We start from the raw sequence: 25,393 nt of genomic DNA, 5'->3' as shown, positions 1-25,393 counted from the left end.
GCGACTGACCGGAGAGGGGCCGTATGGCCATCGAGTTCGACATCGACCAGGAGGTCGCCGACCTCGCGCGGCGGACCGTCACGTTCGTCCAGGACACCGTGCTGCCCGCGGAGGAGGAGTGCCACGGTGACGTACACGCGGGTCCGGAGCCGCTGCGGCGCGGGCTCCAGGCGGCGGCCCGTGCGGCGGGAGTGTTCGCGCCGCACGTCGCGCCCCGGTGGGGAGGACTCGGTCTGGACCTGCGCGGCCAGGCGGTCGTCTTCGAGGCGGCCGGGTACTCGCTGCTGGGCCCGCTGGCCCTGAACTGCGCCGCGCCCGACGAGGGCAACACGCATCTCCTCGATGTGGTCGCCACCGAGGAACAGAAGGCGCGGTTCCTCGCTCCGCTGGCGGCCGGCGAGACGCGGTCGTGCTTCGCGATGACCGAGCCCTCCCCCGGCGCCGGCTCCGACCCGCGGGCGCTGGCCACGACGGCGGTCCGGGTCCCGGGCGGATGGCGGATCAACGGCCGCAAGTGGTTCATCACCGGAGCGGACGGCGCCGCGTTCACGATCTGCATGGCGCGCACGAGCGGCGAACCCGGCGACCCGGGAGGGGCGACCATGTTCCTGATCGACTCCGGCAACCCCGGCATGAAGATCGTCCGGAACATCGGCACCCTCGACCGGTCCCTGTTCGCCGGTCACAGCGAACTCCTCTTCGAGGACTGCGAGGTGACCGACGACGCGGTGCTCGGCGAGGTCGACCAGGGCTTCCACCACGCGCAGGTGCGGCTCGGTCCCGCCCGGCTGACCCACTGCATGCGCTGGCTCGGGGTGGCCCGCCGGGCGCAGGACATCGCCCTGGACCGGGCCGTCGGACGCCGGGCCTTCGGCGGGCCTTTGGCCGAACTCGGCATGGTGCAGCAGCAGTTGGCCGACTCGGAGATCGACATCGAGACCAGCCGGGCCGTGCTGTGGCGGGCCTGCTGGGAACTCGACCAGGGCAGGACCGGTGCCCAACTCACCTCGATCGCGAAGACCTTCGTGTCCGAGGCCGTGGGACGGGTCGTGGACCGCGCTGTCCAGATCTGTGGGGCGCTCGGTATCTCGGAGGACGCGCCGCTGTCCGCCCTCTACCGCGAGGTCCGGCCCTTCCGTGTCTATGACGGGCCGTCGGAGACCCACCGGTGGGCCATCGCCAGGCGCGCGGTCCGGGCCGCGCGGCACCGAGGGGGCGCGGCGTGACGGCCGCAGTGGCAGGGGTCGATATTCCCGCGCTCCGGCGCTTCTTCGAGCGCGAGGTTCCGGGGTGCGCCGGCCCCCTGGAGGTCCGGCCGCTGTTCGGCGGGCGGTCCAATCTCACGTATCTCGTGACCGACGGCACCCACCGCTGGGTACTGCGCAGGCCGCCCCTGGGCACGCTCACCCCCACCGCGCACGACATGGACCGCGAGTACCGCGTCATGGCCGCGCTCGCCTCGACCGACGTGCCGGTGCCGAGGACCGTCGTGTCGTGCGCCGACGAGTCGGTGATCGGGGCGCCCTTCACCGTCGTCTCCTTCGTCGAGGGCGTCGTCCTGCGGGACGGCGAACGGGCGGCCGAGCTGTCCGCCGGGGACGCGCGGCGGTGCTCCGAGGCCCTGGTCGACCAGCTGGCCACGCTGCACGCCCTTGATCCGTACGAGGTCGGGCTGGGCGGGTTCGGGCGCCCGGCCGGGTATCTGGAGCGGCAGGTGCGGCGGTGGCGTGGCCAGTGGGACCGGGTCGCCACCCGCGAACTGCCCGAACTGGACGTGCTGCACTGGAAACTGGAGCGCGCGCTGCCCGGGGTGCGGGACGACGGTGCCGCGCCGGCGGTGCTGCACGGGGACTACCGGCTCGACAACCTCATCCTGAGCGCCGGCGATCCGGGGAGGATCGCCGCGATCGTCGACTGGGAGATGGCCGCGCTGGGTGATCCGCTCGCCGATCTCGGCCTGCTCCTCGTCTACTGGGACCCGGTGTGCGAGCCGGTCCTCGGCCAAGGGCACGTTCCGGCCGCCAACCCGGGCTTCCTCTCCGCGCGGCAGCTGGCGGAACGGTACGCGGTACGGTCCGGCCGCGACGTCTCCGCACTGGCCTTCCACCGGGCCCTCGGCTACTTCAAGCTGGCGGTCGTCGCGGAGGGCGTCCACGCCCGCCATCTCGCCGGACGCACCGTCGGCCCGGGCTTCGACCGGGTCGGCTCGGCGGTGCCCGCGTTGCTGCGCTCCGGCCTGTCCATCGATGTCCGGCCCACTGGGAAGGGATGTGAGGAGTTGTGAGGGAGTCCCGGCTCTCGGGAAGGGCGGCCCTCGTGACGGGGGCCACCGGAGGCATCGGCGAGGCGATCGCGCGACGGCTGGCCGACGAGGGCGCGACCGTCGTGGTCACCGATCTCGACGGCGACCGGTGCGAGAAGCTCGCCGGGGAGCTGCCCGGCGGCGCGCTGGGGTTGCGTCTGGACGTCACCGACGAGACGGCCTGGGAGACGCTCGTCGCCGAAGTGACCGCCCGTCTCGGCGGTCTGTCGGTGCTGGTCAACAACGCGGGGATCGCCACGATGAACACAGTGGAGACCGAGACCCAGGAGACCTGGGACCGGGTGATCGGGGTGACGCAGACCGGCGTGTGGCTCGGCATGAAGCACGGCGGCCCCGCCATCGAGCGCTCCGGCGGCGGCTCCATCGTCAACATCGCCTCGATCTTCGGTACGGTCGGCGGCTTCGGCGCCCAGTTCTCGTACCACGCGGCCAAGGGAGCCGTACGGCTGATGACCAAGAACGCAGCCCTTCACTGGGCCGCGCGCGGTGTGCGGGTCAATTCGCTGCATCCCGGTTTCATCGAGACGCCCCTGTCCCGGGAGCTGTGGAAAGGCACGCCGCGGCTGACCTCGATGATCGAGGGCACCCCACTCGGCCGGCTGGGCACGACCGAGGAGGTGGCGGCGGCCGTGGCGTTCCTCGCCTCGGACGACGCGGGCTTCATGACCGGCTCGGAGCTCTACGTCGACGGCGGTTGGACCGCTCGCTGAGCACCTGCCTGCCTGCCTGCCTGCGATGGGCTACGCCGACGCCGGGACCGTCACCCGGTCGTCGGCGCCGGCTCCGGCGTCGCACCGCGCGTACACGTGTACGTCGTCCACCGAGGTGCGGCCGGCCCGGCCACGGGCCACGAGCACGTCCAGGTGTGCCGCCGTCTCGTTGACGGCCAGCATCTGGTTGAAGGGGTTGAGGTCCTCGAAGGACACCTTGCGCCTGGTCCAGCCCAGTTCACGGGCCACGGCGTGGGCGTCGAGGGTGCGCCCGCCGAGGACGGTGAGTGTCTCGTCGAGCCGGTCGTCGTGGTGGGCCAGCAGCTCCGCGGCCCTGCGGTGGACGCTGTCACCGACGGGACCGTGCGCGGGCAGCAGTGTGGCGTCGGCGAGCGTGGTCATGAGGCGGAGTGAGGCGAGGTAGTCGCCCAGCGGGAGCCCGGGGCCGTCGCCGAGTTCGAAGCCGATGGACGGGGTGATGTGCGGCAGCACATGGTCCCCCGAGAACAGCAGTCCCCGTGCCTCGTCGAGGTAGACCACGTGGCCCCGGGTGTGGCCGGGGGTCGGGACGACGCGCAGCGTACGGTCTGCGAACCGCAGTTCCTCCGCCTCCAGCCAGCGGTCGGGTGCCTCCCACACGGCGGGGTCGAAGCCGCCGTGGTCCATCGCCTCGATACGGTCGGCCAGTTCGTGGGCACCTGCCAGGCGCAGCGTCCGCAGCGATCCCACGGGCTGGTCGGTGCGCAGCTCGCCGAGCAGTTCCAGGCCGCGCCGTTCGCCGCAGCCGAGGTAGACGCGGGAGCCGAGCAGACGGCGCAGTTCCACGGCCTGGGTGTAGTGGTCGCGGTGGATGTGGGTGACCAGGACGTGGGTGATCTCGGCGAGGTCGTGGCCGAGTCCCGCGAGAGCGTCCTCCAGCGCCTTCCGGGACTCGGGGATGGACCATCCGCCGTCGATCAGGACCAGGCCGTCGTCCTCCTCCAGTACGTACACGTTGACGGCGCGCAGCCCGTCCTCCGGCAGCGGGAGCGGTACGCGGTGCACCCCGGGCCGTACGGTCTGGGCTCCGCCCTGTGCCCACTGTCCTCGGTCGAAACGGGTCGTCATACGTCTCCCAGTTCATGGTGTTCGGGGTGCGCGTCGGAGAGCCGCGCGTGCAACGCACGTACGAGTTCCCCGGCGCCGGCGCGGTCGAGCTTGCCGACCCTGGTCTGCGGCAGTTCGCTCACGGTGAAGGCGAACTCGGGCCACTTCGCCTTGGACAGGCCGGAGCGTTCCAGATGGGCGGTGATCTCGTCGAGGCGGAGGTCGCCGCTGTCGTCCTCGGGGACGACGAGCACGGCCGGGCGTTCGCCGAGGAGGGGGTCGGGGACGGGGGCTACGCAGACCCGGGCCACTTGCGGGTGGCTGGCGACGGCGCGCTCGATCTCGGTGATGTCGAGGTTGCGGCCGCCCCGGATGATGACGTCCTTCTCCCGGCCCATGACGGTGACGGTGCCGTCGTGGTCGGTCGTGATCAGGTCTCCGGTGGGCAGGAAGCCGTCGGGGGTGAGGGCGGGCGGCTCCACCGCGCCGGCGCGGGCGTAGCCGAGGAAGAGGGAGGGGCCCCGCACCTGTGCGCGCCCCGTCTCACCCGGGCCGAGGACGGTTCCGTCGGCGTCGACGGCCCTCAGTTCGGTCCCCGGAAAGGGGCGGCCGTCCCGGCCGAGTCTGATCTCCTCGGGGTCGTCGGGGCGCGGCGAGGTGTGACCGAGGCATTCGGACATGCCGAAGACCCGCAGGATTCTCGTCCCGAGCGAACGCTCGGCGCGGGCGAGTGCGCCCCGGTCCATGGGACCGCCGCCGACCGTGATCGAACGGACTCCTTCCAGCGCCTGCGATCCGGCGGCCGCCGAGCCCATCTGCAGGGCCATCGTCGGGACGCACATGGTCCACCGGGCGCGGTGCTCGGCCATCCGCTCGACGGCGACTCCGGGATCCCACCTGCCCGTCAGCACCAGCGGCCCGGCGAGCATGAGGGACATGCAGACCCCGAAGCAGTACGCGGCGGTGGAGGAGAGCGGGACGACGGCGGCCACCGCGTCGCCCGGGCGCAGGCCGTTGATCTCGCGGGTGCGGGCGCAGGCGTAGCGCAGGGCCGCCTCGGACTGGACGACGCCCTTGGGGCGCCCGGTGGAGCCGGAGGTGAAGCCGATGACGGAGCCACCCTTCCATCGGGTGACGTCCCTCGGCCCCCGGGCGGACAGGACGGTCCAGCCGCCCAGTGCCTCCGCCTTCCAGTCCGCCGGCATGCCCGGCCCGTGCCATTCCCTCAGCGCGGACGGCTCGGCGACGACGACGTCGGGCCGGATGTCGTCCAGGGCCGCCTGGAACTCGGCCGCCGTGGTGTGCCGGTTGACCACGGCGAGTACGCCGCCGGTCATCCCCGCGGCCAGGGTGGCCACGACCGTGTGCCAGGAGTTGTCGGCCTGCACCATGAGCGTGCCGCCGGGCGTTCCGTCCGGGGTCATCGCCTCCGCCAGGGTGACGGCGCGGTCGAGGAGGTCCCGCGCGGTGTGACGGCCGGTGTCGTCGATGACAGCGGTGAAGTCGCCCTCGTCCGCCCGCTGCTGGAACTCCCGCACTGTCTCTCGCATCCCGGCTTCCCGCCTTCTCGCCTCGTCGTGCGAACCCTCGTCGTGCGAACCCTCGTCGTGGAAAAGGTCCTCGTGTGCGTCAGCCCGCGTACATCTCCTGCTCGCCGCCCATGACGGCTATCCGACGGCCCCTCATGTCCCCGACCTGGGCGACGGCCGCCGCCCACTCCGGGCTGTCCAGGGCGCCACGCAGATCCTCGGCGGTGTCGAATCCGAGGATCGAGACCCCGTCCCATCCCTCGGAGCGCGGTTCCAGGGCCGCGTCGATGTCGGTGTGCCGCCAGGAGCGCAACCCGGGTAGCCGGCGGGTCAGTTCGGCGTGTTCGCCCCGCCACCAGTCGATGAAGCGCTCATGGGTCCAGTCGGGCGGGCGCGAGGCCAGCAGGACGAGGTTGTACACGGCACCTCCCAGGGGGATCGGGTGGGTCACTCGAAGCGCACGGCGGGCGATCGGCCGATGAGCAGCCGGCGGACCCTGCCCGTCTCGTCCAGCCGCGCCGAGGCCACGAAGCTGGCCTCCGGCTCGCCGGACCGGCGGACCTCGCCGAGGAAGAGTTCGTCGAGACCGGCGGCACTGGCGGTCAGCAGGTGATGGGTCCGTGTGCCCTGCTCGCGCTGTGCGAGGTAGCCCTCCATCTCGGCGCGGCCGCCGTGGAAGTCGGTGGCGCCGTCTCCGCCGGTGGAGAAGAGGATGGAGAACGAGAAGTCGTCGCTGATCAGGTCGAGGATCCGGGACGCGTCGTCGCTGTCCAGCAGCGCGAACCATTCGCTCAGGAACGGCGCCGACGGCGTTGTCGGTGTCTGTGTACCGGGCATCTGCGGTGTGCCTCCAGTCAGGGCCGGTCGACCAGGTGGAAGGCCGGGGTGAAGAAGGACTGGTAACGGGCCATCAGACCGGTGGGCGAGACGACGGCGGCCGACAGGAAGGCGCCGGTCGGTGTGCCCTCATCCACCACGAAGCCGTAGGCCGTTTCGAGGTCCTGGTCCACCGAGTACCGGACGATCTCGTGCACCCGGTCCACGGCGTTCCGCCCGGCGATGTACGCGGCGAAGTCGGCCTTCGAGTCACCGGTCCGCTCACCGCTCGGAAGGGCGATGAGGAAGCGGAACCCTGGCTCCAGGAGCTCCAGCGCCTTCTCCGGGTCCTGCCCGTCCATCCTGGCCATGTACTCGCGAAGCACCATGGTCATCGCCCCTCTCCTACCGAACTTCAACCTGAGTTCAGTTCAGTTTGAGGATAATGTGGGTGCCCCGCCCCCACAAGAGGCGGAGCGAACCCCGGCCTGCGTCCCTACTCCCCGACCATGCGCACCACGCATCCCTCGATCAGGTCGCTGATCTCCGACAGCGGGATCGCCCCGCTCGGGCGGTACCACCGCCACACGCTCACGATCATGCCCAGTACGGACAGCCCGAGCATGTGGGCGTCCCGCACCGGGAACGCGCCCTTCGCCATGCCGCGGACCAGCAGGTTCGTCCAGTCCCGCTCCACCATCTGCACCAGCTGACGGGCGGCGATCCGCTCGGTCTCCTCGCGCTTGGACTTCCGCGGCGTGGCGAGCAGCGACATGTTGGCCTGAAGCACGCGCATCTGCCGGATCTCCTGCTCCGACACCGCGAAGGCCGCGCGGACTCCGGCCCTCAGCGCCTCGACGGGATCGGACTCGTCGGCTGCCGCCTCGGTGAACATGTCGTGTGAGCGCTGCAGTTCCAGCCGCATGATGGTGAGCAGGCAGTGCGCCTTGGACTCGAAGTAGTGGTAGAGCGCGGTCTGCCCGATACCGACCCGGTCGGCCACGTCCGACCATTTGGTGGTCTCGTATCCGGTCTCGCCGAAGTACTCGACCGCGGCCTCCAGAATGGCCGCCCGCTTGGACCTGGGCCCTTCGTCCGGATCCACGATGCGCGCCCTCGCCATTGCCTCTCCCTGCGCTCCGCGACCGGCGCCTGCCGCCGATCGGTTGTCCGAGGGTAGACCTACTTGAACTCGGTTACGAATTCAGGTGGTGCGGGAAACGCCATGGCCCGGCCCGCGTCGGGCCACGGCGTAGTCCGGTCCACGCCTGGCGAGGAACGCGGCCACGCCCTCACGGCCCTCGGCCGAGACCGCGGCGGCGGCCAGGTGACGGGCCTCCGCGTCGAGGTGGGCGTCGAGGCTCGCGGAGAGTCCCGCCGCGACGAGCCTGCGGGTGACGCCGAACGCGCCGGTGGCTCCCCGGGCCAGAGCCGCCGCGACGGCCTCGGCGTCCGCCACCAGTCGGCCGGCGGCGACGACCCTGCTGACCAGTCCCATCTCCGCCGCCTCGGGCGCCGTGATCCTCCGGTTGGTCAACAGCAGGTCCAGGGCCCGCTTGGGACCGACGAGCCGTGGCAGCGACCAGCTGACACCGGCGTCCGGTGAGTATCCGATGCCGGTGTAGGCGGCGACGAAGGTGGTGTCGGGCGCGGCGAGTGTCAGGTCGGCCGCCGCCGCCAGCCCGAGACCGGCGCCCGCGGCGGCACCCTGTACGGCCGCCACCAGCGGCGCGTCCAGCCCGGCGAACACCCTCAGCGCGCCGTGCAGCGCGTCCGTGACCTCGCCGAGGTGCGCGGCCAGCCGGTCGCCGGACAGCGCGGCGAACTCCCGCAGGTCGCCCCCGACGCAGAAGGACCGCCCCCGTCCGGTGAGCAGCACCGCCCGTACACCGTCGGCGCCCTCGCACGTCCTGGCGGCCTCCAGCAACCCCGTGGCCAGGGCCAGATCAATGGCGTTGCCCGCCTTCTCACGGCACATCTCGACGTGCGCCACACCGTCCTCGTCGATGCCGACCGTGACGCTCATCGTGCCGTCCACCCGCCGTCCACGGTGAGCACCTGACCGGTGCAGTACGAGGAGGCGTCCGAGGCGAGGAAGAGCAGCGCACCGTCCAGTTCGTCCGGTGCGCCGGCCCGGCCCAGCATGGTCCCCCTTTCGACCCAGCGGCGGGAACGGTCGTCCGCGAACAGGTCCTCGGTCATCTCCGAGCGGAACCAGCCCGGGGCGAGGGCGTTGACCCGGATCCCCGCCGGGCCCCACTGGCCGGCGAGTTCGCGGGTGAGCCCGATCAGACCCGCCTTGGAGGCGGCGTAGGACGCGCCTCCCAGCGGCGCTCCGGAGACGAGCCCCAGCACGGACGAGACGTTCACCACCGATCTGGTGCGGCCGACCGGAGCCCCGGCCCCGGCCTCGGCCAGCAGCCGGGCGAGGTGGAAGGGCGCGACCAGGTTGACCGCGAGTACCGCCGCGAAGTCGTCGGCGCTCTCGTCCTCGGCCCGTACGGCCCCGGGCGCGCCCGCGTTGTTGACCAGGACGTCGAACCGTCCGGTGGCGGTGAGCACGGTCTCGGCCAGCCGCAGACGGTCCTCGTCGCGCGCGACGTCGCAGCCGACCGGGTGGATACGGGGATCGGCGTCGGCCAACTGCTTCAGCCGGTCCAGTCTCCGGGCCGCCGCGAAGACGGTGGCGCCCGCTCCGGCGAGTACGGCGGTGAAGCGTGCGCCGAGGCCCGAGGACGCGCCCGTGACCACCACCGTCCGGCCGTGCAGGGGCAGCGGACCAGTCGCCGCGTTCACTCGTCCACCCCGATCGGCAGCACCGTGGCGCCGCCGTCCAGCACCAGCGTCTGGCCGGTCATCCAGGACGACGCGTCGGACGCCAGGAACAGCGCCGCGTGCGCCACGTCCTCGACCGTGCCCAGTCTGCGCAGCGGCAGCCTGGCGGTGAGGATCGGCTCCCTCGGCTCCCATACGGCCCTGGCCAGTTCGGTCTTGATCAGGCCTGGCGCGATCGCGTTCACCCGCGCCTTCGGGCCGAGTTCGTAGGCGAGCTGCCGGGTCATGTGGAGCATCGCCGCTTTGGTGGCGTTGTACCAGCCGATGTGGGGGTCGACGATCAGACCGCCGACGGAGGCGATGTTGACCACCGTTCCCCCGTGCTCGGCCATCCACGCCCGCCATGCGTACCGCGTCCAGGCGATCATCCCGTACTGGTTGACCCGTACGGTCTTCTCCGCGCGCGGCGGATCCAGATCGAGCAGGTCGCCCATGTAGGGGTTGGTGGCGGCATTGTTGACCAGGATGTCGAGGCGGCCGAACCGGGCCATGGTCTCCTCGACGCACCGCTCGGCCTGTTCCGGCTCCCCGGCGTTGGCGACGACCTCGTGGACATCGCCGTCGCCCTTGACGCGCAACAGATCCGCACGAGCTGCGGCGAGCCCGTCCGGTTTGCGGGCGGCGATCACCACGTGGGCGCCCGCCTCGCGGTACGCGCTGGCGATGCCCAGGCCGATCCCGCGCGAGCCACCCGTGATCACGGCGACCCGGCCGTGCAGGGGCTGCGCCGCCATGGGTGAGGGTCCGTTCACACCTGCTCCTTCGGGTACTTGGCCAGCTCCCGCCGGGCCACTGTGCGCAGATGGACCTCGTCCGGTCCGTCCGCGATACGCAGCGCCCTGGTGATCGCGTACAGGCGGGCCAGCACGGTGTCGTCACTGACGCCCGCCGCACCGTGGGCCTGCACCGCCCGGTCCACGACCCGGTGCGCGACCTCCAGCGCGGCCACCTTGATCGCGGCGACCTCGGTACGGGCGGCGGCGTTCCCCTGGGTGTCCATCAACCAGGCCGACTTGAGGACCAGCAGCCGGAGCTGTTCGATCTCGATGCGGCTGCGGGCGATCCATTCGCGCACGACGCCCTGGTCGGAGAGGGGTCCACCGAAGGCGGTCCGGTTCAAGGTCCGGCGGCACATCAGGTCCAGCGCCCGCTCGGCGAAGCCGACGGCGCGCATGGCGTAGTGCATCCGCCCGGGGCCGAGCCGCCCCTGGGCGAGGGCGAATCCCTCCCCTTCGCCGCCGAGGATGTTGCCGACCGGTACGCGTACGTCCTCGAAGAGCACATCGCCATGACCGCAGCGGTCGGTGTAGCCGAACATGGGCAGGTCGCGCAGGACGGTGATTCCGGGGGTGTCGCGCGGGATCAGGAGCATGCTCTGCCGGCGGTACGGTTCCGCGTCCGGGTCGGTCACGCCCATGAGGATGATCAGGGCGCAGTCGGGGTCGAGGATCCCGGAGGTGTACCACTTGTGGCCGTTGACCACGTAGGAGTCGCCGTCGCGGGTGATCCGGGTACGGATGTTTCGCGCGTCGGAGCTGGCGACCTCGGGCTCGGTCATGGCGAAGCAGGACCGGATGCCGGCCGCCAGCAGGGGCCGCAGCCAGCGGTCCCGCTGCTCCGGTGTGCCGTAGAGGGCGAGCAGCTCCATGTTGCCGGTGTCGGGCGCGGAGCAGTTGAACACCTCGGGGCCCATGACGGATCGCCCGGCCAGCTCGGCGAGCGGGGCGTATTCGAGGTTGGTCAGGCCGGCGCCCCAGTCGCCGTGCGCGAGGAACAGGTTCCACAGACCCTCGGCACGGGCCTTCTCCTGCAACTCCCGCATGATGGAAGGCTGTTGATGCGGGTTCCCCGACTCGGCGAGCTGACGGTCGTAGACGGCCTCGGCCGGGAGGACGTACTCCTCCATGAACGCGGCCATGCTCGCGTGCAGGTCCCGCGCCCTCGGGGAGAGCTCGAAATCCATGGGTGTCGCTCCTTCAGCCGAGGATGTCCCGGGCCGTGCGGATCATCGCCGCGATGGTCGGCGGCAGCCGCTCCTGGTCCGGGTCGTGGTGTGTGCCCTCACGATGACGGCGCAGGTTGTGGCCCATGATCGCGGCCATCTTGGTGCGGGCCAGGGCGCGGAACCAGTCGAAGTCGGGCGGGGCAGGGGCACCGTCGAGGTAGGCGGCCAGCAGCTCCTCCTCGCCGGCCAGCCCCGGGATCTCCCGGCCCAGCCGGGGAAAGTTGCGGTGGTCGGCGAAGAGCAGGAACCACGCGAGGTCGGGGCGCGGGTCACCGTACCCCCAGATCTCCCAGTCGACTACGGCAGCGGGCCGCTCACCCACACACAGCACATTGCCCAGCCGGAAGTCGCCGTGGGTCAGCACCGGCGGCAGACCCGCGGGTGCGCTCAGAGCGAGCCGTTCCAGCAACTCCTCGCCGCCCTCCCGGAGTTCGGGGGGCACGGCGCGCATGGTGCGGCTCCACCGGTCGAGTTCGGCGGCCGGGTCGAGGGGGACCGAGTCCTCCAGGGCGGGCGGCCCGGACAGGTGCAGGCCGCGCAGGAGGCCCGCGAGCGCCACCATCCGGCGGCGGCACAGGCCCGGGTCGAGCCGGTGGTCGTCCAGGACGGGCTCGATCGCCTCGCCGCGCACGAACTCCATGGCGAACCAGGCGGGTTCGTGTTCGTCCACGACGACGACTCCCGGCACGGGCAGCAGACCGGCGAGCCCGCGCAGTACGCGGGCCTGGCGCAGGACGTCGTTCCGGCCGACGGGCCGCCGCCCGGGAGGCACGGCCTTCACCACGTACGCGGCGGGGCCCGCGGTGATGGAGAAGGTGAGGCCCGAGTGGCCGCCGGGCAGTGTCTCCAGCTCCCCCAGGGGTGCGCCGGGATGGAGTTCGGCGAGGCGTTCGCGTACGCGCCCGGCCAGTCGGGTCACCTCGGTGAGCGTGCTCAACGCGCCCCCTCCTCCGTCTGCTTGGGCGTGGGCTTGGGGTCCTTGGGCAGGCCCAGCACCCGCTCGGCGAGGATGTTGCGCTGGATCTCGTCGCTGCCGCCCGCGATGCTGTAGCCGGGGGCGCCGAGCAGATGCTCGGTCCAGGCGAAGGTGCCCCACTCCCCCGTGTCGGCGGCGAGGCGCGGCCCGAGCAGTTGGTGCACGAGGTCGGTGGTGGCGCGCATGGTCGCGGTGGCGTAGAGCTTGCCGACGGATGCCTCGGCGCCCGGCTCCTGGCCGGCGACCAGGGCCGCGGTGACGCGCAGGCCGATCAGTCGCTGGACGAGGGTACGGACGAACAGGTCGCCCGCCTGCTGCTGTTCGCCGCCGGTGAGCGGCCGGGGCAGGTTGCGGGCGAGGTCGAGGGCTCGGTCCGCGTTGTCCAGGCCGAGCGTGCCGGAGTCCAGCCGCTCGGCGGCGAGGACGGTGAGCGTCACCCGCCACCCCTCGCCGACAGGGCCGAGCCGGTCGGTGTCGGGGACCCGGACGTCGTCCAGGTAGACCTCGTTGAAGCTGGAGCCGCCGGTCATCTGCCGGATGGGTCGCACCGTGACACCGGGGGCGTCCATCCGCACCAGGAACACCGTGATGCCGGCGTGTTTGGGCGCGTCCGGGTCGGTGCGGCAGACGGCCACTCCCCAGGTCGCGACCCGGGCACCGGACGTCCAGACCTTGTGGCCGCGCAGCACCCAGCCGTCGCCGTCCGCGTCGCGGACCGCTCGGGTACGGACGGCGGCGAGGTCGGACCCGGCCTCGGTCTCCGAGAAGAGCTGGCAGGCGAGTTCGTCGGTACGGAGCATGGGGCGCAGCCAGCGCCGCCTCTGCTCCTCGGTGCCCCAGATGCGGATCGCCGGTGCCACGAGCTGCTGGGTGACGGGGAAGATCTCGGTGCGCCGGGGCACGTCGAAGGCGGCCTCCTCGGCGCGGTACAACTGCTCGTAGTAAGCGGGCAGTTCGCGGCCGCCGTACTCCTCGGGCCAGCCGAGGGCGCCCCAGCCCTGGTCGTAACGGGTGCGCTCCCAGGCACGGATGCGTTCGGTGTGCGCGCGTTCCTCGTCCTCGGTCCAGTTCTCGAACACGGCGACGGAGTCGTCTCCGCTGCCCCACTCCTGTCCCCGTGTGCCCCGGTGGTCCGCGACGTCCGACAGCCAGCGGCGGGCCTCGGTGCGGAAATCCTCGGGGGCCGGTACCGGTGCCGCATTCGTACGGGTCACCGCCTTCCCCTCCCTTCCGTTCAGCGCGTCAGCGCGTCAGCACGGTGCACGCGCTGACGCCCGGTGCTCCGTAGACATGGGTGAAGCCGGTGCGCGGTTCGCCCGGCACCTGGCGCTCGCCGGCGGTGCCGCGCAACTGCTGGACGATCTCGTGCACCTGGCGCAGCCCGGAGGCTCCGATGGGCTCTCCGTTGGCGATGCAGCCGCCGTCCGTGTTCACGGGCAGCGCGCCGCCGATCGCGGTCGCGCCCGACACGATCAACCGCTCCTGCTCGCCGTGCTCGCAGAACCCGCACTCGGCCATGTGCATCACCTCGGCACCGCTCTCGGTGTCCTGGAGCTGGCACACGTCGATGTCGTCCGGACCGATGCCTGCCTCCTCGAAGGCGGCCTTCGCGGCGTCCGTACTGACGCTGGTCGGCGTGCCGCCGGGCGCCCAGGGGCTGAACACCTCGAAGGAGCCGAACCGCCGGGTGCGTACCACCGCCGCGCGCAGGGCGACCGGGATGGCTGCCTCGCCCAGCTCGCGGGCCACCGCGCGGTCGCACAGCACCAGGGCGACCGCGCCCTGCCCGGGTGAGCAGAACATGTAGCGGGTCAAAGGGTCGTTGACCATGCCCGAGGCCAGGATCTCGTCCGCGTCCAGCGGCTCGCGGCGCCAGGCGTACGGGTTGCGGGCCCCGTTCGCGTACGCCTTCTCGGCGACCAGGGCGAGGGTGCGCGAGGTGACGCCGTGATCCTGCATGTACCGCTGGATCTTCATGGCGAAGAACTGCGTGGTCACCATGAGGCCCTCGCGGCCGTACGCCTCGTCCAGTCCCCAGTCGGCGGGGCGCGGGTCGAACGCTCCGCGCGGATGCTTGTCGAAGCCGACGGCGAGTGCGACGTCCGCCGCTCCGGCGCGGATCGCGTTGACCGCGGACACCAGGGCGCTGCCGCCCGTGGCGCAGCCGTTGCGCACGTTGACGAACGGCACTCCGGTCAGGCCGAGCCGGGTGACCAGGGTGTCGGCGTTCCCTGCCGCGTCACTGCCGCCGAACGCGGCCCGCACCCGGGACCACGGCAGTCCGGCATCGGCCAGTGCGGCGTTCACGGCTTCCGCCGCGAGCCGCATCCCGGTGGCCTCCGACCTGCCGAAGGGGGTGATGCCGACGCCGCAGATCAGGACGTCAGCGGCGCCGCCGTACCGCACGGGGCGGCTCCCTGCCCCTCCGCTTCCACTGTCGGGCCCGTTCTCGTCTCCGGCCGCCGCGCCGTACCCGGGGCTCGCGTCGCTGACGTCGCGCGCGGCGCTCACGTCGTCACCCCGGCCGGGCCTGCGGGGCGGGCGCGCGGCACACCGTCGCCTGCCGTGATCGTGACGGGAATGCCGATCCTCAGGTCCTCGGGGCTCATGCCGTGCAGGACGGCCAGGATCCGTACGCCTTCGGGCAGTTCGACGTAACCGACCGCGAACGGCTGGAACCCCTCGCCGGGCGCCTCGTACGGCGGTGACTTGGGCGCGTACCGCTGCACGGTCCACGTCCACAGCGTGCCCGCACCGGACAGGACGACCGGTACGGCCGGCCCTCCGCACCGCGGGCAGGCGGTATCCGCCGGATAGACGGTCACGGCGCACCGCGCGCACCGGGACCCGCGCAGCTCACGACCGGACACGGCTCCGGTCAGCGGTCCGGCTGACGGCAGGGCTTCGGTCGACGCGGTGTCCGCAGGGCGCGCGACGAGGGGCGCGGACCCTTCGGCGGCCGGAAGCAGGGTGCCCCGGGCCGGGTCGGCGCCGGGCACGGCCGTCAGCGCCCCTTCCACTGCGGTTCGCGCTTCTCCAGGAACGCGGAGACGCCCTCGGCCGCGTCCTCGGAGTTGAGCATGACGCCGACCGCGAGGTGCTCCATGACCATCAGGGACTGGATGTCCGCGTCCAGGCTCCGGTCGATGGTCATCTTGGTGATCCACATCGTGAACGGGCTCTTGTCGGTGAGCTGACCGGCGAACTCGTCCACCGTCGCGTCCAGCTTGTCCGCCGGTGCCGAGCTGTTGATGAGGCCGAACTCGGCGGCCTCGACGCCGGTCAGGAGCTTGCCGGTGAGCATGAGCTCCTTGGTCTTGCGGACACCGATCATCCGGGGCACCCGGTAGATCGGGCCCGCGCCGCCGAACAGTGCGCGGCGGATGTGGAAGTCACCGATCAGGGCGTCGTCCGCGGCGATCGCGAAGTCGCAGGAGATCATCAGCTCGAAGCCGCCCGCCGTCACGTGCCCTTCGAGCACCGCGATCGACGGAGTCTTCATCGAGTACAGCCGGTCGCACACCTTCGCCGACAGCACGGCGACGTCGATGGCGGTGGAGCTGCCGATGAAGTCGGCCTTGAGGCTGTCCAGGTCGAAGCCGGAGCAGAAAGTGTTGCCGCGGCCGCGCAGGACCAGTACGCGCAGTTCGGGATCGGCGTCGACCTCGGTGATGATCTCGTCCAGCCGGTTCAGGATCGGCACGGTCACGCAGTTCTTCTTGTGCGGTCGGTTGAGCCAGACGCGGGCCACATGGCCGTCTCGCTCGAACTGGATCTCGTCTTCGACAGCCATCCGTCTCTCCTTCAGACTGAACTGAATTCACTTAATATTCGGGGGTGCGGGCTGCCCTGTCAACCACTCACGCCGCGCCCAGCCGCCGGCGCCGGATCCGCGCCGCGAACTCAGCCGGGACGCCCGGCGAGGCCCAGGATCCCGGCCAGCCGGACACGGTGGTCGTCCGCCGTCCCGAACACCACCTCGTCCGCCCGCGCCCTGCGCAGCCAGAGATGGGCGGGATGCTCCCAGGTGAAGCCGATCCCGCCATGGAGCTGCACATATTCCGCCACTGCCCGCCGGTAGGCGGTGCAGCACGCCACCGCGGCGGCACTCGCCGCGACTCGCGGATCCCCGACCGCCGGGTCCGCGAGACAGGCGGTCGCGTACCGGGACGCCGACCTGGCCGCCTCGATCTCGACGAGCAGGTCAGCGAGGCGGTGCTTGACCGCCTGGAAGGACCCGATCGAACGCCCGAACTGAGTTCGGTGTGACACGTATCCGGTGACGGCCTCCAGGACGTGGGCGCAGCCACCGACCTGCTCGGCGGCCAGTGCCGTCCGTCCGGCGTCCAGCACGGCGTCGACGATCCCGGGAGCCTGTCCCGCGCCCCCGACCGGTTCGGCGCGCGCCCCGCGGAAGCGGACCAGCGCCTGACGGCGGGTGAGGTCCAGCACGCGGCGCGGGACACGGTCGCAGCCACCGAGGTCCGGCTCGCAGGCGAACAGCCGGGGACCGTCCGGCGCCCGGGCGGCCACCAGGACCAGATCGGCACCCTCGCCGTCGAGCACGAAGTCCGCGTCGCCGCGCAGCAGCCAGCCGTCCGGACCGCGTTCGGCGGTGACCTCGGCGGGGTGCGCGAAGCCGGCGACGGTCGCGGTGAGGGCGCCCGCGGCGATACCCGGCAGCCATCGCGTACACGCCTCCTGGTCGCCGCTGGCCAGCAGGGTGTGTGCGGCGAGCACGACGGTCGGGAGCAGCGGCGCGGGACACAGGGCGCGCCCGGTCTCCTCCAGTGCCACGGCGAGCTCGTGGAAGGAGTAGCCGGCCCCCCCGTACTCCTCTGGCAGCGCGAGACCGTGCACCCCGATCTCACCGGCCAGCCGGTCCCACAGCAGCCGGTCGTAGCCGCGCGGGCCGGCAGTCTGCTCGCGGACTTCCTCGGGCCCGCAGCACTCAGCCAGGAACTCCCGCAGCACCTCGCGCAACTGCCGCTGTTCGTCCGTCTCCCGCAGCAGCGTCGGATCGACATCGAGCCGGAACATCCGGAACATATGGGCCTCCCGCATCGCAGTCATGGTGTGATCCCCCGCCGCCCGGTCCGCCCTGCGGGCAGGGTCGCCCCGCCCGCCGTGCGGCACTCGTCTCCGCACGGGGCCGTGACAGCCGCTCGCTACGCCGTGAACCGGCCGCCGTTGGCGAGCAGCACCGCGCCGACGAGGTTCGCCGCCTCGTCACTCGCCAGGAACAGCGCGATGTCGGCGATCTCCTCGGGGGTGGCGTACGGGCGCACGCGAGGGTCGGCGAGGCCCTTGCGCAGCGCCTCGGGCGTCTTGGCGGCCATGGCGGTCTCCGTCGGGCCGGGGGCCACCGTGTTCACGCGCACCCCGAACGCGATGGCCTCCTTCGCGACGGACTGGCTCAGCGCCTGGGCGCCGGCCTTCGAGGCGGCGTAGTGCGGATATCCGGTGAGCGCGTCGAAGGCCGCGGAGGAGCCGACGGTGACGACGGCTCCCGACCGTTTCGGCGTCATCGCCCGCAGGGCGGCGCGCAGGACGTGGAAGGTTCCGTCCAGGTTGATCCGCAGGACGCGTCGCCATGCCTCGACACCGAGGCGGGTGGTCACATCGGGTGGCCGGCCGTCGAGCACGGCGTCGGCCAGCCACTGTTTCACTGTGGGGTCGTCGACCCCCGCCGCGTGCACCACCACATCCAGCCGGCCGCACACCCGCACCGCCTCCTCGAATGCCCGATCGACCTGCCCGGCATCCGCCACGTCCAGAGTCGCCGCACGACCTCCGGCCAGCTCTTTCGCCACCGCTTCGGCCGCCGGGCCGTCGATGTCCGCCGCGACGACGACCTCGGCGCCCTGCGCGGCCAGCCCGCGGGCGACCGCCGCGCCGATTCCGGAGCCGGCGCCGGTGACGAGCGCGACCCGCCCGGCGAAACGGCCGTACTCCGTGCCCCTGTCACCCATGCGAGCCACCCATGCGAGCCACCACCTCAATCGGACACGGACAGATACTGAACTGACTTCATTTTTGCTATGGTGGCCACCATGTCAACAGGCGGCGCCCGGGGGGGCGGGATGCGAGCGGTCAGACTGACGCGCTGGGGCGGCCCACCGGTGGTCGCCGAAGTGGAGCGGCCCGTGCCGCGGGGCGAGGAGGTCCTCGTGCGGGTCGAGGCCGCCGGGCTGTGCGGTTCCGACCTGCATGTCATGGCCGCGGAGCCCGGCGCCCTCCCCTACCGGACTCCGTTCACCCTCGGGCACGAGGTCGCCGGCCGGGTGACGGAGCGCGGCCCGCGGGCCACCGGGCCACGGGCCGGAGAGCACGTGGTGGTCTACGGCCCCTGGGGCTGCGGGCGGTGCGGGCGTTGTGCGGCAGGGGCGGAGAACTACTGCGACCGGCGTGCCGAACTGGACGCGGCGCGCGTGGGCACCGGAGTGGGGCTCGGGCGCGACGGCGGCCTGGCCGACTTCCTGCTCGTACCGTCCGGGCGCCTTCTGCTCCCGGTCGGCGACCTCGCCCCCACCCAGGCGGCCCCGCTGTCCGACGCCGGGCTCACCTCGTATCACGCCGTCGCCGGGATCCGGCCGACGCTCGGCGACACCGAGGAAGGCACCGAAGGAGGCGCCGAGAGAGGTGTCGGCAGCGGCGCGCATGTGGCCGTCATCGGGATCGGCGGCCTGGGACATCTGGCGGTCCAGATCCTCCGCGCCACCACTTCCGCCGAGGTGCTCGCGGTGGACGTACGGGACGAGGCGATCGCCCTCGCCGGTGAGTGCGGCGCGCACTTCGGCACGATCGCGCGGAAGGACACCGCGGAAGTCCTGCGGAAGCGCACCGGCGGCACGGGGGTGGACGCGGTACTCGACTTCGTCGGCACCTCCGCCACGCTCCGCCTGGGCGTGAGCGTCCTGCGACCGGGCGGAACCCTCTCCCTCGTCGGCAGCGCCGGGGGCGAACTGACGGTCCGCAAGCCGGGAGCCCTCCCTCCGGGACTGCGGATCTCGCTGCCGTTCTGGGGCACACGACCGGACCTGGAACAGGTCGTGGCGCTGGCACGCTCGGGCGCCGTCAGGGTCGCGACCGAGCAATTCCCGCTGTCCCGCGCCCGGGAGGCCATCGACACGCTCCGGTCCGGCAAGGTGCGTGGACGCGCGGTCCTGGTCCCGGACTTCACCTGATGCGAACTGAACTCAGGTATCGTCCACCAGGCGGCATCCTCGGAGGTTGTCAACGACGACGATGTGAACGTCCGAAGGGGGCGTTCACCGCGTGGGTGGAGAGCTTCATCCGAGCCGTCCGGGCCCACGCCCACGCACCCACACTCGACAGCGCGATCAGCCCTCCACGACAACCGAGGAGGCTCGCAACGTTGCGACGTCGAGCACGAGCTTGCCCGTCGTCGTGCCCGACTCGATGTGGCGGTGGGCCTCGGCGGCCTGCTCCAGCGGCAGGGTCTCGACCTGCACCCGCAGTTCCCCCTTCGCCACGGCCGCCACCGCGCGACGCAGCGCCCGGCGCGCGTCCTGGGGGAAGGCGGCGGAGAAGGCGGCCAGGTTGAAGCCGGAGACGGTCTTGTTGCTGAACCACAGTTCGTTGGCCGGGACACCGACGTCCTCGGCACCCGAGGCGTTGCCCATCACCACCAGACGTCCCATCGGGGCCAGCCGGTCCAGGCCGTCGCGGCGGGCCGAGCCGCCGACCATGTCGACCACGACGTCGAACCCGCCCGTCGACTCGCCTGCGTCGGCGATCCGATCCCGCAGGATCACCTCGTCGTAGCCGAAGCGCTTGGCGGTCTCGATCTTGGCTTCACTGCCGACGGTGCCCACCACGCGGCCCGCGCCCAGCAGGTGAGCGGCCTGGCCGAGCTGGCTTCCCACGCCGCCGGCCGCCGCATGGACCAGAACGCTCTCTCCGGGCTCGATCCTGGCCACCCGGTCGAGCACGAGAAACGCGGTGGTGCTGTTGGACGGCAGCGCCGCGGCAACGTCCATCCCGATATCGAAGCCGTCCAACGGCACGACCAGGTCCGCGGAGGTGACCACCACCTCGGCGTAGCCACCACTGTCAACGATCGTGAGCGCGGCCACTCGCTGCCCGACGGTCAGGTCCTCGACGCCTTCGCCGACGGCTCGGATCCGCCCCGCCACCTCGATACCGGGTACGAAGGGCAACGGAACGTCGACCACACCGCGCCGGTAGAGGACCTCCGCGAAGTTGGCGCCCGCGTACACCACGTCTATGGCGACCTGGCCCGGCCCGGGCTCGGGGATCGGCATGGTGGCGATGCGGAGCACCTCGGCTTCGCCGAACTCGGGGATGGTCACTGCCTTCATCTGCGTACTGCTGTTGCTCATCTGCGTGCTGTTGCTCATGTCACCGATCCTGCGGGTGTGGCGGCACAGTGGGCAGTGCCCCTTCATCCTGGGTGTGGCACCACCAGGCTGTGCTGCCGCATCAGCGTTTCCAACCGCTCCTGGGTGTCGGTGCCGGGGCGCGGGTTGTGCAGGATCAGGTGGTGCCCGGGGAGTTCGGGCAGCGGCAGCAGCGTGGCATCGAAGATCATCAGTCCGGCCTCGGGATGATCGACCGCCTTCACCGCGCTCGTGTGCTCGGCCGCATCGTGACTCGCCCACAGCTCGGCGAACTCGGGGCTGACCGCGGCCAGGTCAGTGGCGATGCGGTCGAACTCCGGATCGTCCGGGTAACGCGCCGCGTCGGCCCGGAAGGCAGCGGCCACATCGGGCGCGGTCTCGGCCCAGTGCCGGTGCATCACCCGGTAGCGGACGTTGGTGAAGAACGAGACCAGGCAGTTGTGGTCGCTTTCGTGGTAGCCGAACACCACGCGCGCCGCGTCGTTGACGGCGGTGAAGTTCCAGTGGCGGTCGCGAATGTAGCCGGGCCGGGGCGACCAGGCAGCCAACAGCCTCTGCACCTCGGGCGAGGGTGCCGCCGAAGGCACGGCAGGAGCCTGCGGTGGATTGAGCCCGGCCAGGCGGTACAGATGGGCGCGCTCGGCGGAACGCAACAGCAGCGCCCGGGCGATCGCGTCTAGGACCTGCTCGGACACCTTGATGTCGCGACCCTGCTCCAGCCACGTGTACCAGGACACTCCAACACCGGCCAGCACCGCGACCTCCTCGCGCCGCAGGCCCGGCGTGCGCCGTCGGCCACCGCCCGGCATGCCGACGTCCTCCGGCGAGACCCGGGCTCGGCGACTGCGCAGAAACTCCCGCAACTCGGTGCGGCGGTCACCATGAGACAGGGGTGAATGAGCACTGGCCATGGGGCCAACCTTAAGCAGCGCCCTCACACGACTACGAGGGCCAGCCGGTTTGGAGGCGTTGCTGTCATGGATAGTGCTGAGGTAGCTGGAACCTGAGGCCTGGTCCTGAATGTCGCGATGCCGCGGAGGGTGACTATGCGTTCCTTGACCTTCGTCATTGGTACGGGGCGTAGCGGCTCGACCGCGCTGTCACGCATCCTCAACGCCCACCCGGACGTGCTGAGTCTCAACGAGTTCATGGCCTCCGTGGGCGACGTCGCCTTTCCCGAAGGGAAGGTGTCCGGTGAAGAGTTCTGGCAGTTACTCTTCCGGCCGGCTCCGCACTTCGAGCGGATGATCCGTAGCGGGCTGCCGCTGCCGGAGTTCCTCTACACGCGCCGCCCCGGGAGGTATTCGGCGCAGACCACCGGTATCCCGGCGCTCTCCCTGATGGTGTTGCCTCACCTCACCGACGACCCGGACGGGCTCCTCGACGAGCTCGGCGCAGCAGTGATCCTGTGGCCCGAGCGCACCGCCGCCGAACACCACCGAGCGCTGTTCGACCTGCTCTGCACGCGGTTCGGACGGACCGCCGTCGTGGAGCGCTCCGGTTACTCGACAGGCTGGGCCCCAGGGCTACGGGCCGCGTTCCCGCACGCGCGGTTCGTGCACATGTTCAGAGAGGGGCCGGACTGCGCCCTGTCCATGAGCCGTCATCCGGGGTACCGCACGATCGCCCTGCTGCGCGAGATCAAGTCACGAGCCGGTGTCGACAGTCTCGCCGATCTGACCGACGAGCATGTGCGTTCGCTGCCCGCGGACCTGTCACCCCTGCTCGACGAGTGCTTCGACGCTGCCCTCGTGCGCGACCGGGACCTCCCCCTGCGGACGTTCGGCGCCCTGTGGTCAGAACTCGTCGCCGAAGGCACGGAGTTCCTCAGCCAACTGCCTGCGGACCAGCGCACCACACTCGCCTACGAGGACCTCCTCGACCATCCCGCCGAGGAGCTGACCCGCCTGGCCGAGTTCATCGGCGTCGCTCCCCTCCAGCAGTGGTTGCTCACCGCATCCGCGCTACTCGACCACAGTCGACGCGGTTCCGCCCGGAGGCTGTCGGCCGCCGAACTCGACGAGTTGAGGGAGAGCTGCGCCCCGGGCACCCGTGTCTTGGAGGGCGATCGGGCCGGTGACGACTTCTCGGACCGCAGGCTCACGGGCTCACCGGCTGACTGAAGGCGCAGGATGAAGTGGTGTCTCTGAGGGGCCCTCAACCGCGGCAGGCGGCCCTCATGGCCGCACGAAAGAATCACTCACTGGGACGGGCGGCCATGCGCGGGGCTGCCAGGGCGGCCAGCAGCGCGATGCCGGCGGCCAGGGCCAGACTGATGCGCAGGCCCTGCTGGAAGCCGGCGGGGGTGGAGATCAACGCGCCGAAGACAGCCACGGCCAGGGCGCCGCCGACCTGGCGGCTGGTGTTGAACACCCCGCCGGCGGTCCCGGTCTGCTCGGCCGGCACGTGCTCGAGAAGCAGGGCGGTGGTCGGGGGCATCACCAGCGGCCCGGCCAGGCCGACGGGGACCAGCAGCAGCGCGCTCGCCCACACCGGCACCGAGGCGGGTACCGCGGCCAGGGCGATCGACCCGGCCGCGATCAGGACCAGCCCCGCGATGACCGGCACCACGGGCCCCGTTCGCTCGGCGATCCGGGCCGAGAACGGGGTCAGGCAGGCGCTGACCAGCATCATCGGCAGGAACGCGATCCCGGCGCCCAGCGCGGACAGGCCGTGCTGTTGCTGGAAGTACAGGGAGAACAGGAACGGCAACCCGTAGAAGCCGACCATGAACGCGAACCCGATGCCGGTGGCGACGACCACGACCGTGGAGCGGAAGAGGGCGAGCGGAACCATCGGGTGGCTCACTTTCGTCTGAGCCGTCACGAACGCGGCCAGCGCGACGACCCCGATTCCGAGCGAGACCACTACCTGAGGAGAGGTGAACCCGGCGTCGCCGGCCTCGATCGTCCCGAAGGTGAGGCCGCCCATCGCGAGAATGGCGGTGCTCTGCCCGATCCAGTCGAACGGGGACGGACGGGTCGGCGAGTGCGGCGTACGAGCCAGGAGCAGCAGGGTGATGACGCCGACCGGCAGGTTGATCCAGAAGATCATCCGCCAGGAGACCAGGGTCAGAACACCGCCGAGTACCGGGCCCGCGGCAGCCGCCACGGCGCCGCCCATCGCCCACACCCCCACCGCGCGGGCCCGGCGGGCCGGGTCGGGGAACGCCTGGCGCACCAGCGCCATCGAGGTCGGCATGGTCACGGCCGCGCCGATGCCCTGCACCAGGCGCGCGGCGATGAGCACCGGCAGCGACGGGGCAAGCCCGCACACCACCGAGGCGGCGACGAACAGGATCAGGCCGCCCGCGAACGCGCGGCGAGCACCGATACGGTCCGAGAGAGAGCCGGCGGACAGCAGGAGCGCGGCGAACATCAACGTGTAGGCGTCGACCACCCACTCCAGGCCGGTGATCCCGCCGCCCAGCGCGTCACGGATCGACGGCAGGGCGACGTTCACGATCGTCGCGTCCAGGGTGATCATGAAAAAGCCGAGGACGGCGGCCGCCAGCGTCGCCGTGGGGTGCCGGCTCGTCCCGGGCGCGCCCGTCTCCGACGACCGGTGCGAGGAAACGGTGAGGGGCATGACAGCAAGTGATCCTTCCGTGGAGGGTGCGAGTAGCGGGCTCACTGGGCCCGGTCACGCGTCCACGCAACCACGCATCCCCTCTGACCTGGGAGTCCTTGATGGGAGGGGTACTGGCAGGGACCCTCCGCACCAGGGTGTGTCCTACGCTGAAGCGGTGCCGACCGACAGTGTCCGCGAGGACATCCGCAACTTCCTGACCAGCCGTCGTGCCCGTCTCACCCCGCGGGAAGCCGGCCTGCCCGACTTCGGCGGGCGACGCCAGGTCAGCGGGCTGCGGCGCTCAGAAGTCGCGCAGCTCGCCGCGATCAGCGTCGAGTACTACACCCGCTTGGAGCGCGGCCATGTCGGTGGCGTCTCCGAGGAGATCCTCGACAGCCTCGCCACCGCCCTCCGGCTCGACGACGTCGAACGCGCCCACCTGAACGCCCTCGTCCGCGCCGCCAACGCCCCCTGCCGTGTCACCGACCGTGACGGCGGCGCCTCGCACGTACGCGACAGCCTCCAGCAGATCCTCGACGCCATGACCGGCGCCGCCGCCTTCGTCCGCAACGCCCACCTCGACGTGCTCGCCACCAACCAGCTCGCCCGCGCCTTGTACGAAGCGGCACTCGACACCGCCGAACAGCCGCCCAACCTGGCGCGCTTCGTCTTCCTCGACCCGCGTGCACGCCGCTTCTACCGCGACTGGAACGGCATCGCCCACGACGCCGTCGGCAGCCTGCGCACCGAGGCCGCCCGCACGCCCGGTCACACCGACCTCGCCGACCTCATCGACGAACTCGCCGCCCACAGCGCCGAGTTCGCGACGCGGTGGGACGCGCACGACGTCGAGTACTACCGCAGCGGACAACAGCGCTTCCACCACCCCTCCGTCGGCGACCTCGACCTCGACTACGACGCCCTCGAGATCCCGGCCGACCCCGGACTGACCATCGTCACCTACACCCTCGCCCCCACGGCGCCTCACGCCCACGCGTTCCTTCGCCTTCAGGACGGCCACCCTGTTCGGGGAGCCGGGCAGGAACGTGCTTGACTGGGATCCGGTCGAGTCCGGGTTCCGGCACCTCATGCGCGTCGCTGTCTCCGCGAGGACAACAGCTGATCTTCTCCGTGCTGCGCCAGGGTGAGGGGAAGAGAA

The 25,393-nt window shown here is 71.7% G+C and carries 26 protein-coding genes; 6 read left to right on the top strand and 20 right to left on the bottom strand.

Annotated features, from left to right (window positions below; genetic code table 11):
• Window positions 1-23 precede the first annotated feature (23 nt).
• Genes AB0959_RS47745 through AB0959_RS47735 form a run of 3 tightly spaced genes read left to right on the top strand, consistent with a single transcriptional unit; the run spans window position 24 to window position 3,033 of the window.
• A complete protein-coding gene (locus tag AB0959_RS47745) occupies window positions 24-1,226 on the top strand; it encodes an acyl-CoA dehydrogenase family protein (RefSeq protein WP_366833218.1) in 1,203 nt (400 codons plus the stop codon).
• On the top strand, window positions 1,223-2,284 hold the full coding sequence (locus AB0959_RS47740) for a phosphotransferase family protein (RefSeq protein ID WP_366833217.1): 1,062 nt from the start codon (window positions 1,223-1,225) through the stop codon (window positions 2,282-2,284). Before AB0959_RS47745 ends, AB0959_RS47740 begins: the two co-directional genes overlap by 4 nt.
• Window positions 2,281-3,033 carry a glucose 1-dehydrogenase gene (locus AB0959_RS47735; protein ID WP_366833216.1) on the top strand — a complete coding sequence of 251 codons (753 nt, stop codon included), beginning with the start codon at window positions 2,281-2,283 and terminating at the stop codon, window positions 3,031-3,033. The genes AB0959_RS47740 and AB0959_RS47735 overlap by 4 nt, the downstream gene beginning before the upstream one ends.
• Before the next feature lie 30 nt (window positions 3,034-3,063).
• Here AB0959_RS47735 and AB0959_RS47730 read toward each other — a convergent pair whose 3' ends face one another.
• The 17 genes from AB0959_RS47730 to AB0959_RS47650 form a co-directional block, all read right to left on the bottom strand.
• Window positions 3,064-4,140 carry an MBL fold metallo-hydrolase gene (locus tag AB0959_RS47730; protein ID WP_366833215.1) on the bottom strand — a complete coding sequence of 359 codons (1,077 nt, stop codon included), beginning with the start codon at window positions 4,138-4,140 and terminating at the stop codon, window positions 3,064-3,066.
• On the bottom strand, window positions 4,137-5,669 hold the full coding sequence (locus AB0959_RS47725) for a class I adenylate-forming enzyme family protein (protein ID WP_366833214.1): 1,533 nt from the start codon (window positions 5,667-5,669) through the stop codon (window positions 4,137-4,139). Before AB0959_RS47725 ends, AB0959_RS47730 begins: the two co-directional genes overlap by 4 nt.
• Before the next feature lie 79 nt (window positions 5,670-5,748).
• The gene (locus tag AB0959_RS47720) at window positions 5,749-6,069 is read right to left on the bottom strand and encodes an EthD family reductase (protein ID WP_366833213.1); all 321 of its coding nucleotides are present in this window, start codon (window positions 6,067-6,069) and stop codon (window positions 5,749-5,751) included.
• Between the two features lie 26 nt (window positions 6,070-6,095).
• Window positions 6,096-6,485 carry a hypothetical protein gene (locus AB0959_RS47715; RefSeq protein WP_366833212.1) on the bottom strand — a complete coding sequence of 130 codons (390 nt, stop codon included), beginning with the start codon at window positions 6,483-6,485 and terminating at the stop codon, window positions 6,096-6,098.
• Window positions 6,486-6,502: 17 nt separating this feature from the next.
• Entirely contained in the window at window positions 6,503-6,859 is a 357-nt protein-coding gene (locus tag AB0959_RS47710) for a nuclear transport factor 2 family protein (protein WP_366833211.1), read from the bottom strand.
• A gap of 101 nt (window positions 6,860-6,960) precedes the next feature.
• Complete coding sequence (locus tag AB0959_RS47705) at window positions 6,961-7,587, bottom strand: TetR/AcrR family transcriptional regulator (protein ID WP_366833210.1); 627 nt, start codon at window positions 7,585-7,587, stop codon at window positions 6,961-6,963.
• Window positions 7,588-7,668: 81 nt separating this feature from the next.
• The gene (locus AB0959_RS47700; protein WP_366833209.1) at window positions 7,669-8,490 is read right to left on the bottom strand and encodes an enoyl-CoA hydratase/isomerase family protein; all 822 of its coding nucleotides are present in this window, start codon (window positions 8,488-8,490) and stop codon (window positions 7,669-7,671) included.
• Window positions 8,487-9,260, bottom strand: a complete 774-nt coding sequence (locus AB0959_RS47695; protein WP_366833208.1) for an SDR family oxidoreductase — start codon at window positions 9,258-9,260, stop codon at window positions 8,487-8,489. The genes AB0959_RS47700 and AB0959_RS47695 overlap by 4 nt, the downstream gene beginning before the upstream one ends.
• The gene (locus AB0959_RS47690) at window positions 9,257-10,033 is read right to left on the bottom strand and encodes an SDR family oxidoreductase (RefSeq protein WP_366833231.1); all 777 of its coding nucleotides are present in this window, start codon (window positions 10,031-10,033) and stop codon (window positions 9,257-9,259) included. Before AB0959_RS47690 ends, AB0959_RS47695 begins: the two co-directional genes overlap by 4 nt.
• Before the next feature lie 14 nt (window positions 10,034-10,047).
• Window positions 10,048-11,262: an acyl-CoA dehydrogenase family protein gene (locus AB0959_RS47685; RefSeq protein ID WP_366833207.1), complete on the bottom strand. Its 1,215-nt coding sequence runs from the start codon at window positions 11,260-11,262 to the stop codon at window positions 10,048-10,050.
• Window positions 11,263-11,275: 13 nt separating this feature from the next.
• On the bottom strand, window positions 11,276-12,241 hold the full coding sequence (locus AB0959_RS47680; protein WP_366833206.1) for a phosphotransferase family protein: 966 nt from the start codon (window positions 12,239-12,241) through the stop codon (window positions 11,276-11,278).
• Window positions 12,238-13,494, bottom strand: coding sequence for an acyl-CoA dehydrogenase family protein (locus AB0959_RS47675; RefSeq protein WP_366833205.1), 1,257 nt, complete (start codon window positions 13,492-13,494; stop codon window positions 12,238-12,240). The genes AB0959_RS47680 and AB0959_RS47675 overlap by 4 nt, the downstream gene beginning before the upstream one ends.
• A 28-nt stretch (window positions 13,495-13,522) precedes the next feature.
• Window positions 13,523-14,686 carry a thiolase family protein gene (locus AB0959_RS47670; RefSeq protein ID WP_366833230.1) on the bottom strand — a complete coding sequence of 388 codons (1,164 nt, stop codon included), beginning with the start codon at window positions 14,684-14,686 and terminating at the stop codon, window positions 13,523-13,525.
• 101 nt (window positions 14,687-14,787) lie between these two features.
• Window positions 14,788-15,300 carry an OB-fold domain-containing protein gene (locus AB0959_RS47665; protein ID WP_366833204.1) on the bottom strand — a complete coding sequence of 171 codons (513 nt, stop codon included), beginning with the start codon at window positions 15,298-15,300 and terminating at the stop codon, window positions 14,788-14,790.
• Window positions 15,285-16,073: an enoyl-CoA hydratase/isomerase family protein gene (locus AB0959_RS47660; protein ID WP_366833203.1), complete on the bottom strand. Its 789-nt coding sequence runs from the start codon at window positions 16,071-16,073 to the stop codon at window positions 15,285-15,287. The genes AB0959_RS47665 and AB0959_RS47660 overlap by 16 nt, the downstream gene beginning before the upstream one ends.
• A gap of 110 nt (window positions 16,074-16,183) precedes the next feature.
• Window positions 16,184-17,353: an acyl-CoA dehydrogenase family protein gene (locus AB0959_RS47655; protein ID WP_366833202.1), complete on the bottom strand. Its 1,170-nt coding sequence runs from the start codon at window positions 17,351-17,353 to the stop codon at window positions 16,184-16,186.
• A gap of 95 nt (window positions 17,354-17,448) precedes the next feature.
• Window positions 17,449-18,252, bottom strand: coding sequence for an SDR family oxidoreductase (locus AB0959_RS47650; RefSeq protein ID WP_366833201.1), 804 nt, complete (start codon window positions 18,250-18,252; stop codon window positions 17,449-17,451).
• 111 nt (window positions 18,253-18,363) lie between these two features.
• Here AB0959_RS47650 and AB0959_RS47645 point away from each other — a divergent pair, with 111 nt between their 5' ends.
• Complete coding sequence (locus tag AB0959_RS47645) at window positions 18,364-19,467, top strand: NAD(P)-dependent alcohol dehydrogenase (RefSeq protein WP_366833200.1); 1,104 nt, start codon at window positions 18,364-18,366, stop codon at window positions 19,465-19,467.
• A gap of 156 nt (window positions 19,468-19,623) precedes the next feature.
• On the opposite strand, the gene AB0959_RS47640 is transcribed toward AB0959_RS47645, so the two are convergent.
• Window positions 19,624-20,646 carry a zinc-binding dehydrogenase gene (locus AB0959_RS47640; protein WP_366833229.1) on the bottom strand — a complete coding sequence of 341 codons (1,023 nt, stop codon included), beginning with the start codon at window positions 20,644-20,646 and terminating at the stop codon, window positions 19,624-19,626.
• A gap of 62 nt (window positions 20,647-20,708) precedes the next feature.
• Window positions 20,709-21,575 carry a helix-turn-helix transcriptional regulator gene (locus AB0959_RS47635; RefSeq protein WP_366833198.1) on the bottom strand — a complete coding sequence of 289 codons (867 nt, stop codon included), beginning with the start codon at window positions 21,573-21,575 and terminating at the stop codon, window positions 20,709-20,711.
• Window positions 21,576-21,710: 135 nt separating this feature from the next.
• Here AB0959_RS47635 and AB0959_RS47630 point away from each other — a divergent pair, with 135 nt between their 5' ends.
• On the top strand, window positions 21,711-22,787 hold the full coding sequence (locus tag AB0959_RS47630; RefSeq protein ID WP_366833197.1) for a sulfotransferase: 1,077 nt from the start codon (window positions 21,711-21,713) through the stop codon (window positions 22,785-22,787).
• Between the two features lie 73 nt (window positions 22,788-22,860).
• On the opposite strand, the gene AB0959_RS47625 is transcribed toward AB0959_RS47630, so the two are convergent.
• Window positions 22,861-24,252, bottom strand: a complete 1,392-nt coding sequence (locus AB0959_RS47625) for an MFS transporter (RefSeq protein WP_366833195.1) — start codon at window positions 24,250-24,252, stop codon at window positions 22,861-22,863.
• A 157-nt stretch (window positions 24,253-24,409) separates the two neighbouring features.
• Between AB0959_RS47625 and AB0959_RS47620 the strand changes: the two genes are divergently transcribed.
• Window positions 24,410-25,288 (top strand): helix-turn-helix transcriptional regulator, encoded by an 879-nt coding sequence (locus tag AB0959_RS47620; RefSeq protein ID WP_366833194.1) that lies wholly within the window; start codon window positions 24,410-24,412, stop codon window positions 25,286-25,288.
• The last annotated feature ends 105 nt before the right edge of the window (window positions 25,289-25,393 follow it).

The organism is Streptomyces sp. NPDC046862 (assembly GCF_040704615.1).
In the GTDB taxonomy this organism is placed as follows: domain Bacteria; phylum Actinomycetota; class Actinomycetes; order Streptomycetales; family Streptomycetaceae; genus Streptomyces.
This window is presented reverse-complemented; position numbering and strand designations above follow the sequence as displayed.

Excerpts from the sequence above, each read along its gene's own strand:
- AB0959_RS47745 (WP_366833218.1), top strand. The coding sequence starts at position 24 with ATGGCCATCGAGTTCGACATCGACCAGGAGGTCGCCGACCTCGCGCGG.
- AB0959_RS47730 (WP_366833215.1), bottom strand. The coding sequence starts at position 4,140 with ATGACGACCCGTTTCGACCGAGGACAGTGGGCACAGGGCGGAGCCCAG.
- AB0959_RS47725 (WP_366833214.1), bottom strand. The coding sequence starts at position 5,669 with ATGCGAGAGACAGTGCGGGAGTTCCAGCAGCGGGCGGACGAGGGCGAC.
- AB0959_RS47715 (WP_366833212.1), bottom strand. The coding sequence starts at position 6,485 with ATGCCCGGTACACAGACACCGACAACGCCGTCGGCGCCGTTCCTGAGC.
- AB0959_RS47710 (WP_366833211.1), bottom strand. The coding sequence starts at position 6,859 with ATGACCATGGTGCTTCGCGAGTACATGGCCAGGATGGACGGGCAGGAC.
- AB0959_RS47705 (WP_366833210.1), bottom strand. The coding sequence starts at position 7,587 with ATGGCGAGGGCGCGCATCGTGGATCCGGACGAAGGGCCCAGGTCCAAG.
- AB0959_RS47700 (WP_366833209.1), bottom strand. The coding sequence starts at position 8,490 with ATGAGCGTCACGGTCGGCATCGACGAGGACGGTGTGGCGCACGTCGAG.
- AB0959_RS47690 (WP_366833231.1), bottom strand. The coding sequence starts at position 10,033 with ATGGCGGCGCAGCCCCTGCACGGCCGGGTCGCCGTGATCACGGGTGGC.
- AB0959_RS47685 (WP_366833207.1), bottom strand. The coding sequence starts at position 11,262 with ATGGATTTCGAGCTCTCCCCGAGGGCGCGGGACCTGCACGCGAGCATG.
- AB0959_RS47660 (WP_366833203.1), bottom strand. The coding sequence starts at position 16,073 with ATGGCTGTCGAAGACGAGATCCAGTTCGAGCGAGACGGCCATGTGGCC.
- AB0959_RS47655 (WP_366833202.1), bottom strand. The coding sequence starts at position 17,353 with ATGACTGCGATGCGGGAGGCCCATATGTTCCGGATGTTCCGGCTCGAT.
- AB0959_RS47650 (WP_366833201.1), bottom strand. The coding sequence starts at position 18,252 with ATGGGTGACAGGGGCACGGAGTACGGCCGTTTCGCCGGGCGGGTCGCG.
- AB0959_RS47645 (WP_366833200.1), top strand. The coding sequence starts at position 18,364 with ATGCGAGCGGTCAGACTGACGCGCTGGGGCGGCCCACCGGTGGTCGCC.
- AB0959_RS47640 (WP_366833229.1), bottom strand. The coding sequence starts at position 20,646 with ATGAGCAACAGCAGTACGCAGATGAAGGCAGTGACCATCCCCGAGTTC.
- AB0959_RS47635 (WP_366833198.1), bottom strand. The coding sequence starts at position 21,575 with ATGGCCAGTGCTCATTCACCCCTGTCTCATGGTGACCGCCGCACCGAG.
- AB0959_RS47630 (WP_366833197.1), top strand. The coding sequence starts at position 21,711 with ATGCGTTCCTTGACCTTCGTCATTGGTACGGGGCGTAGCGGCTCGACC.
- AB0959_RS47625 (WP_366833195.1), bottom strand. The coding sequence starts at position 24,252 with ATGCCCCTCACCGTTTCCTCGCACCGGTCGTCGGAGACGGGCGCGCCC.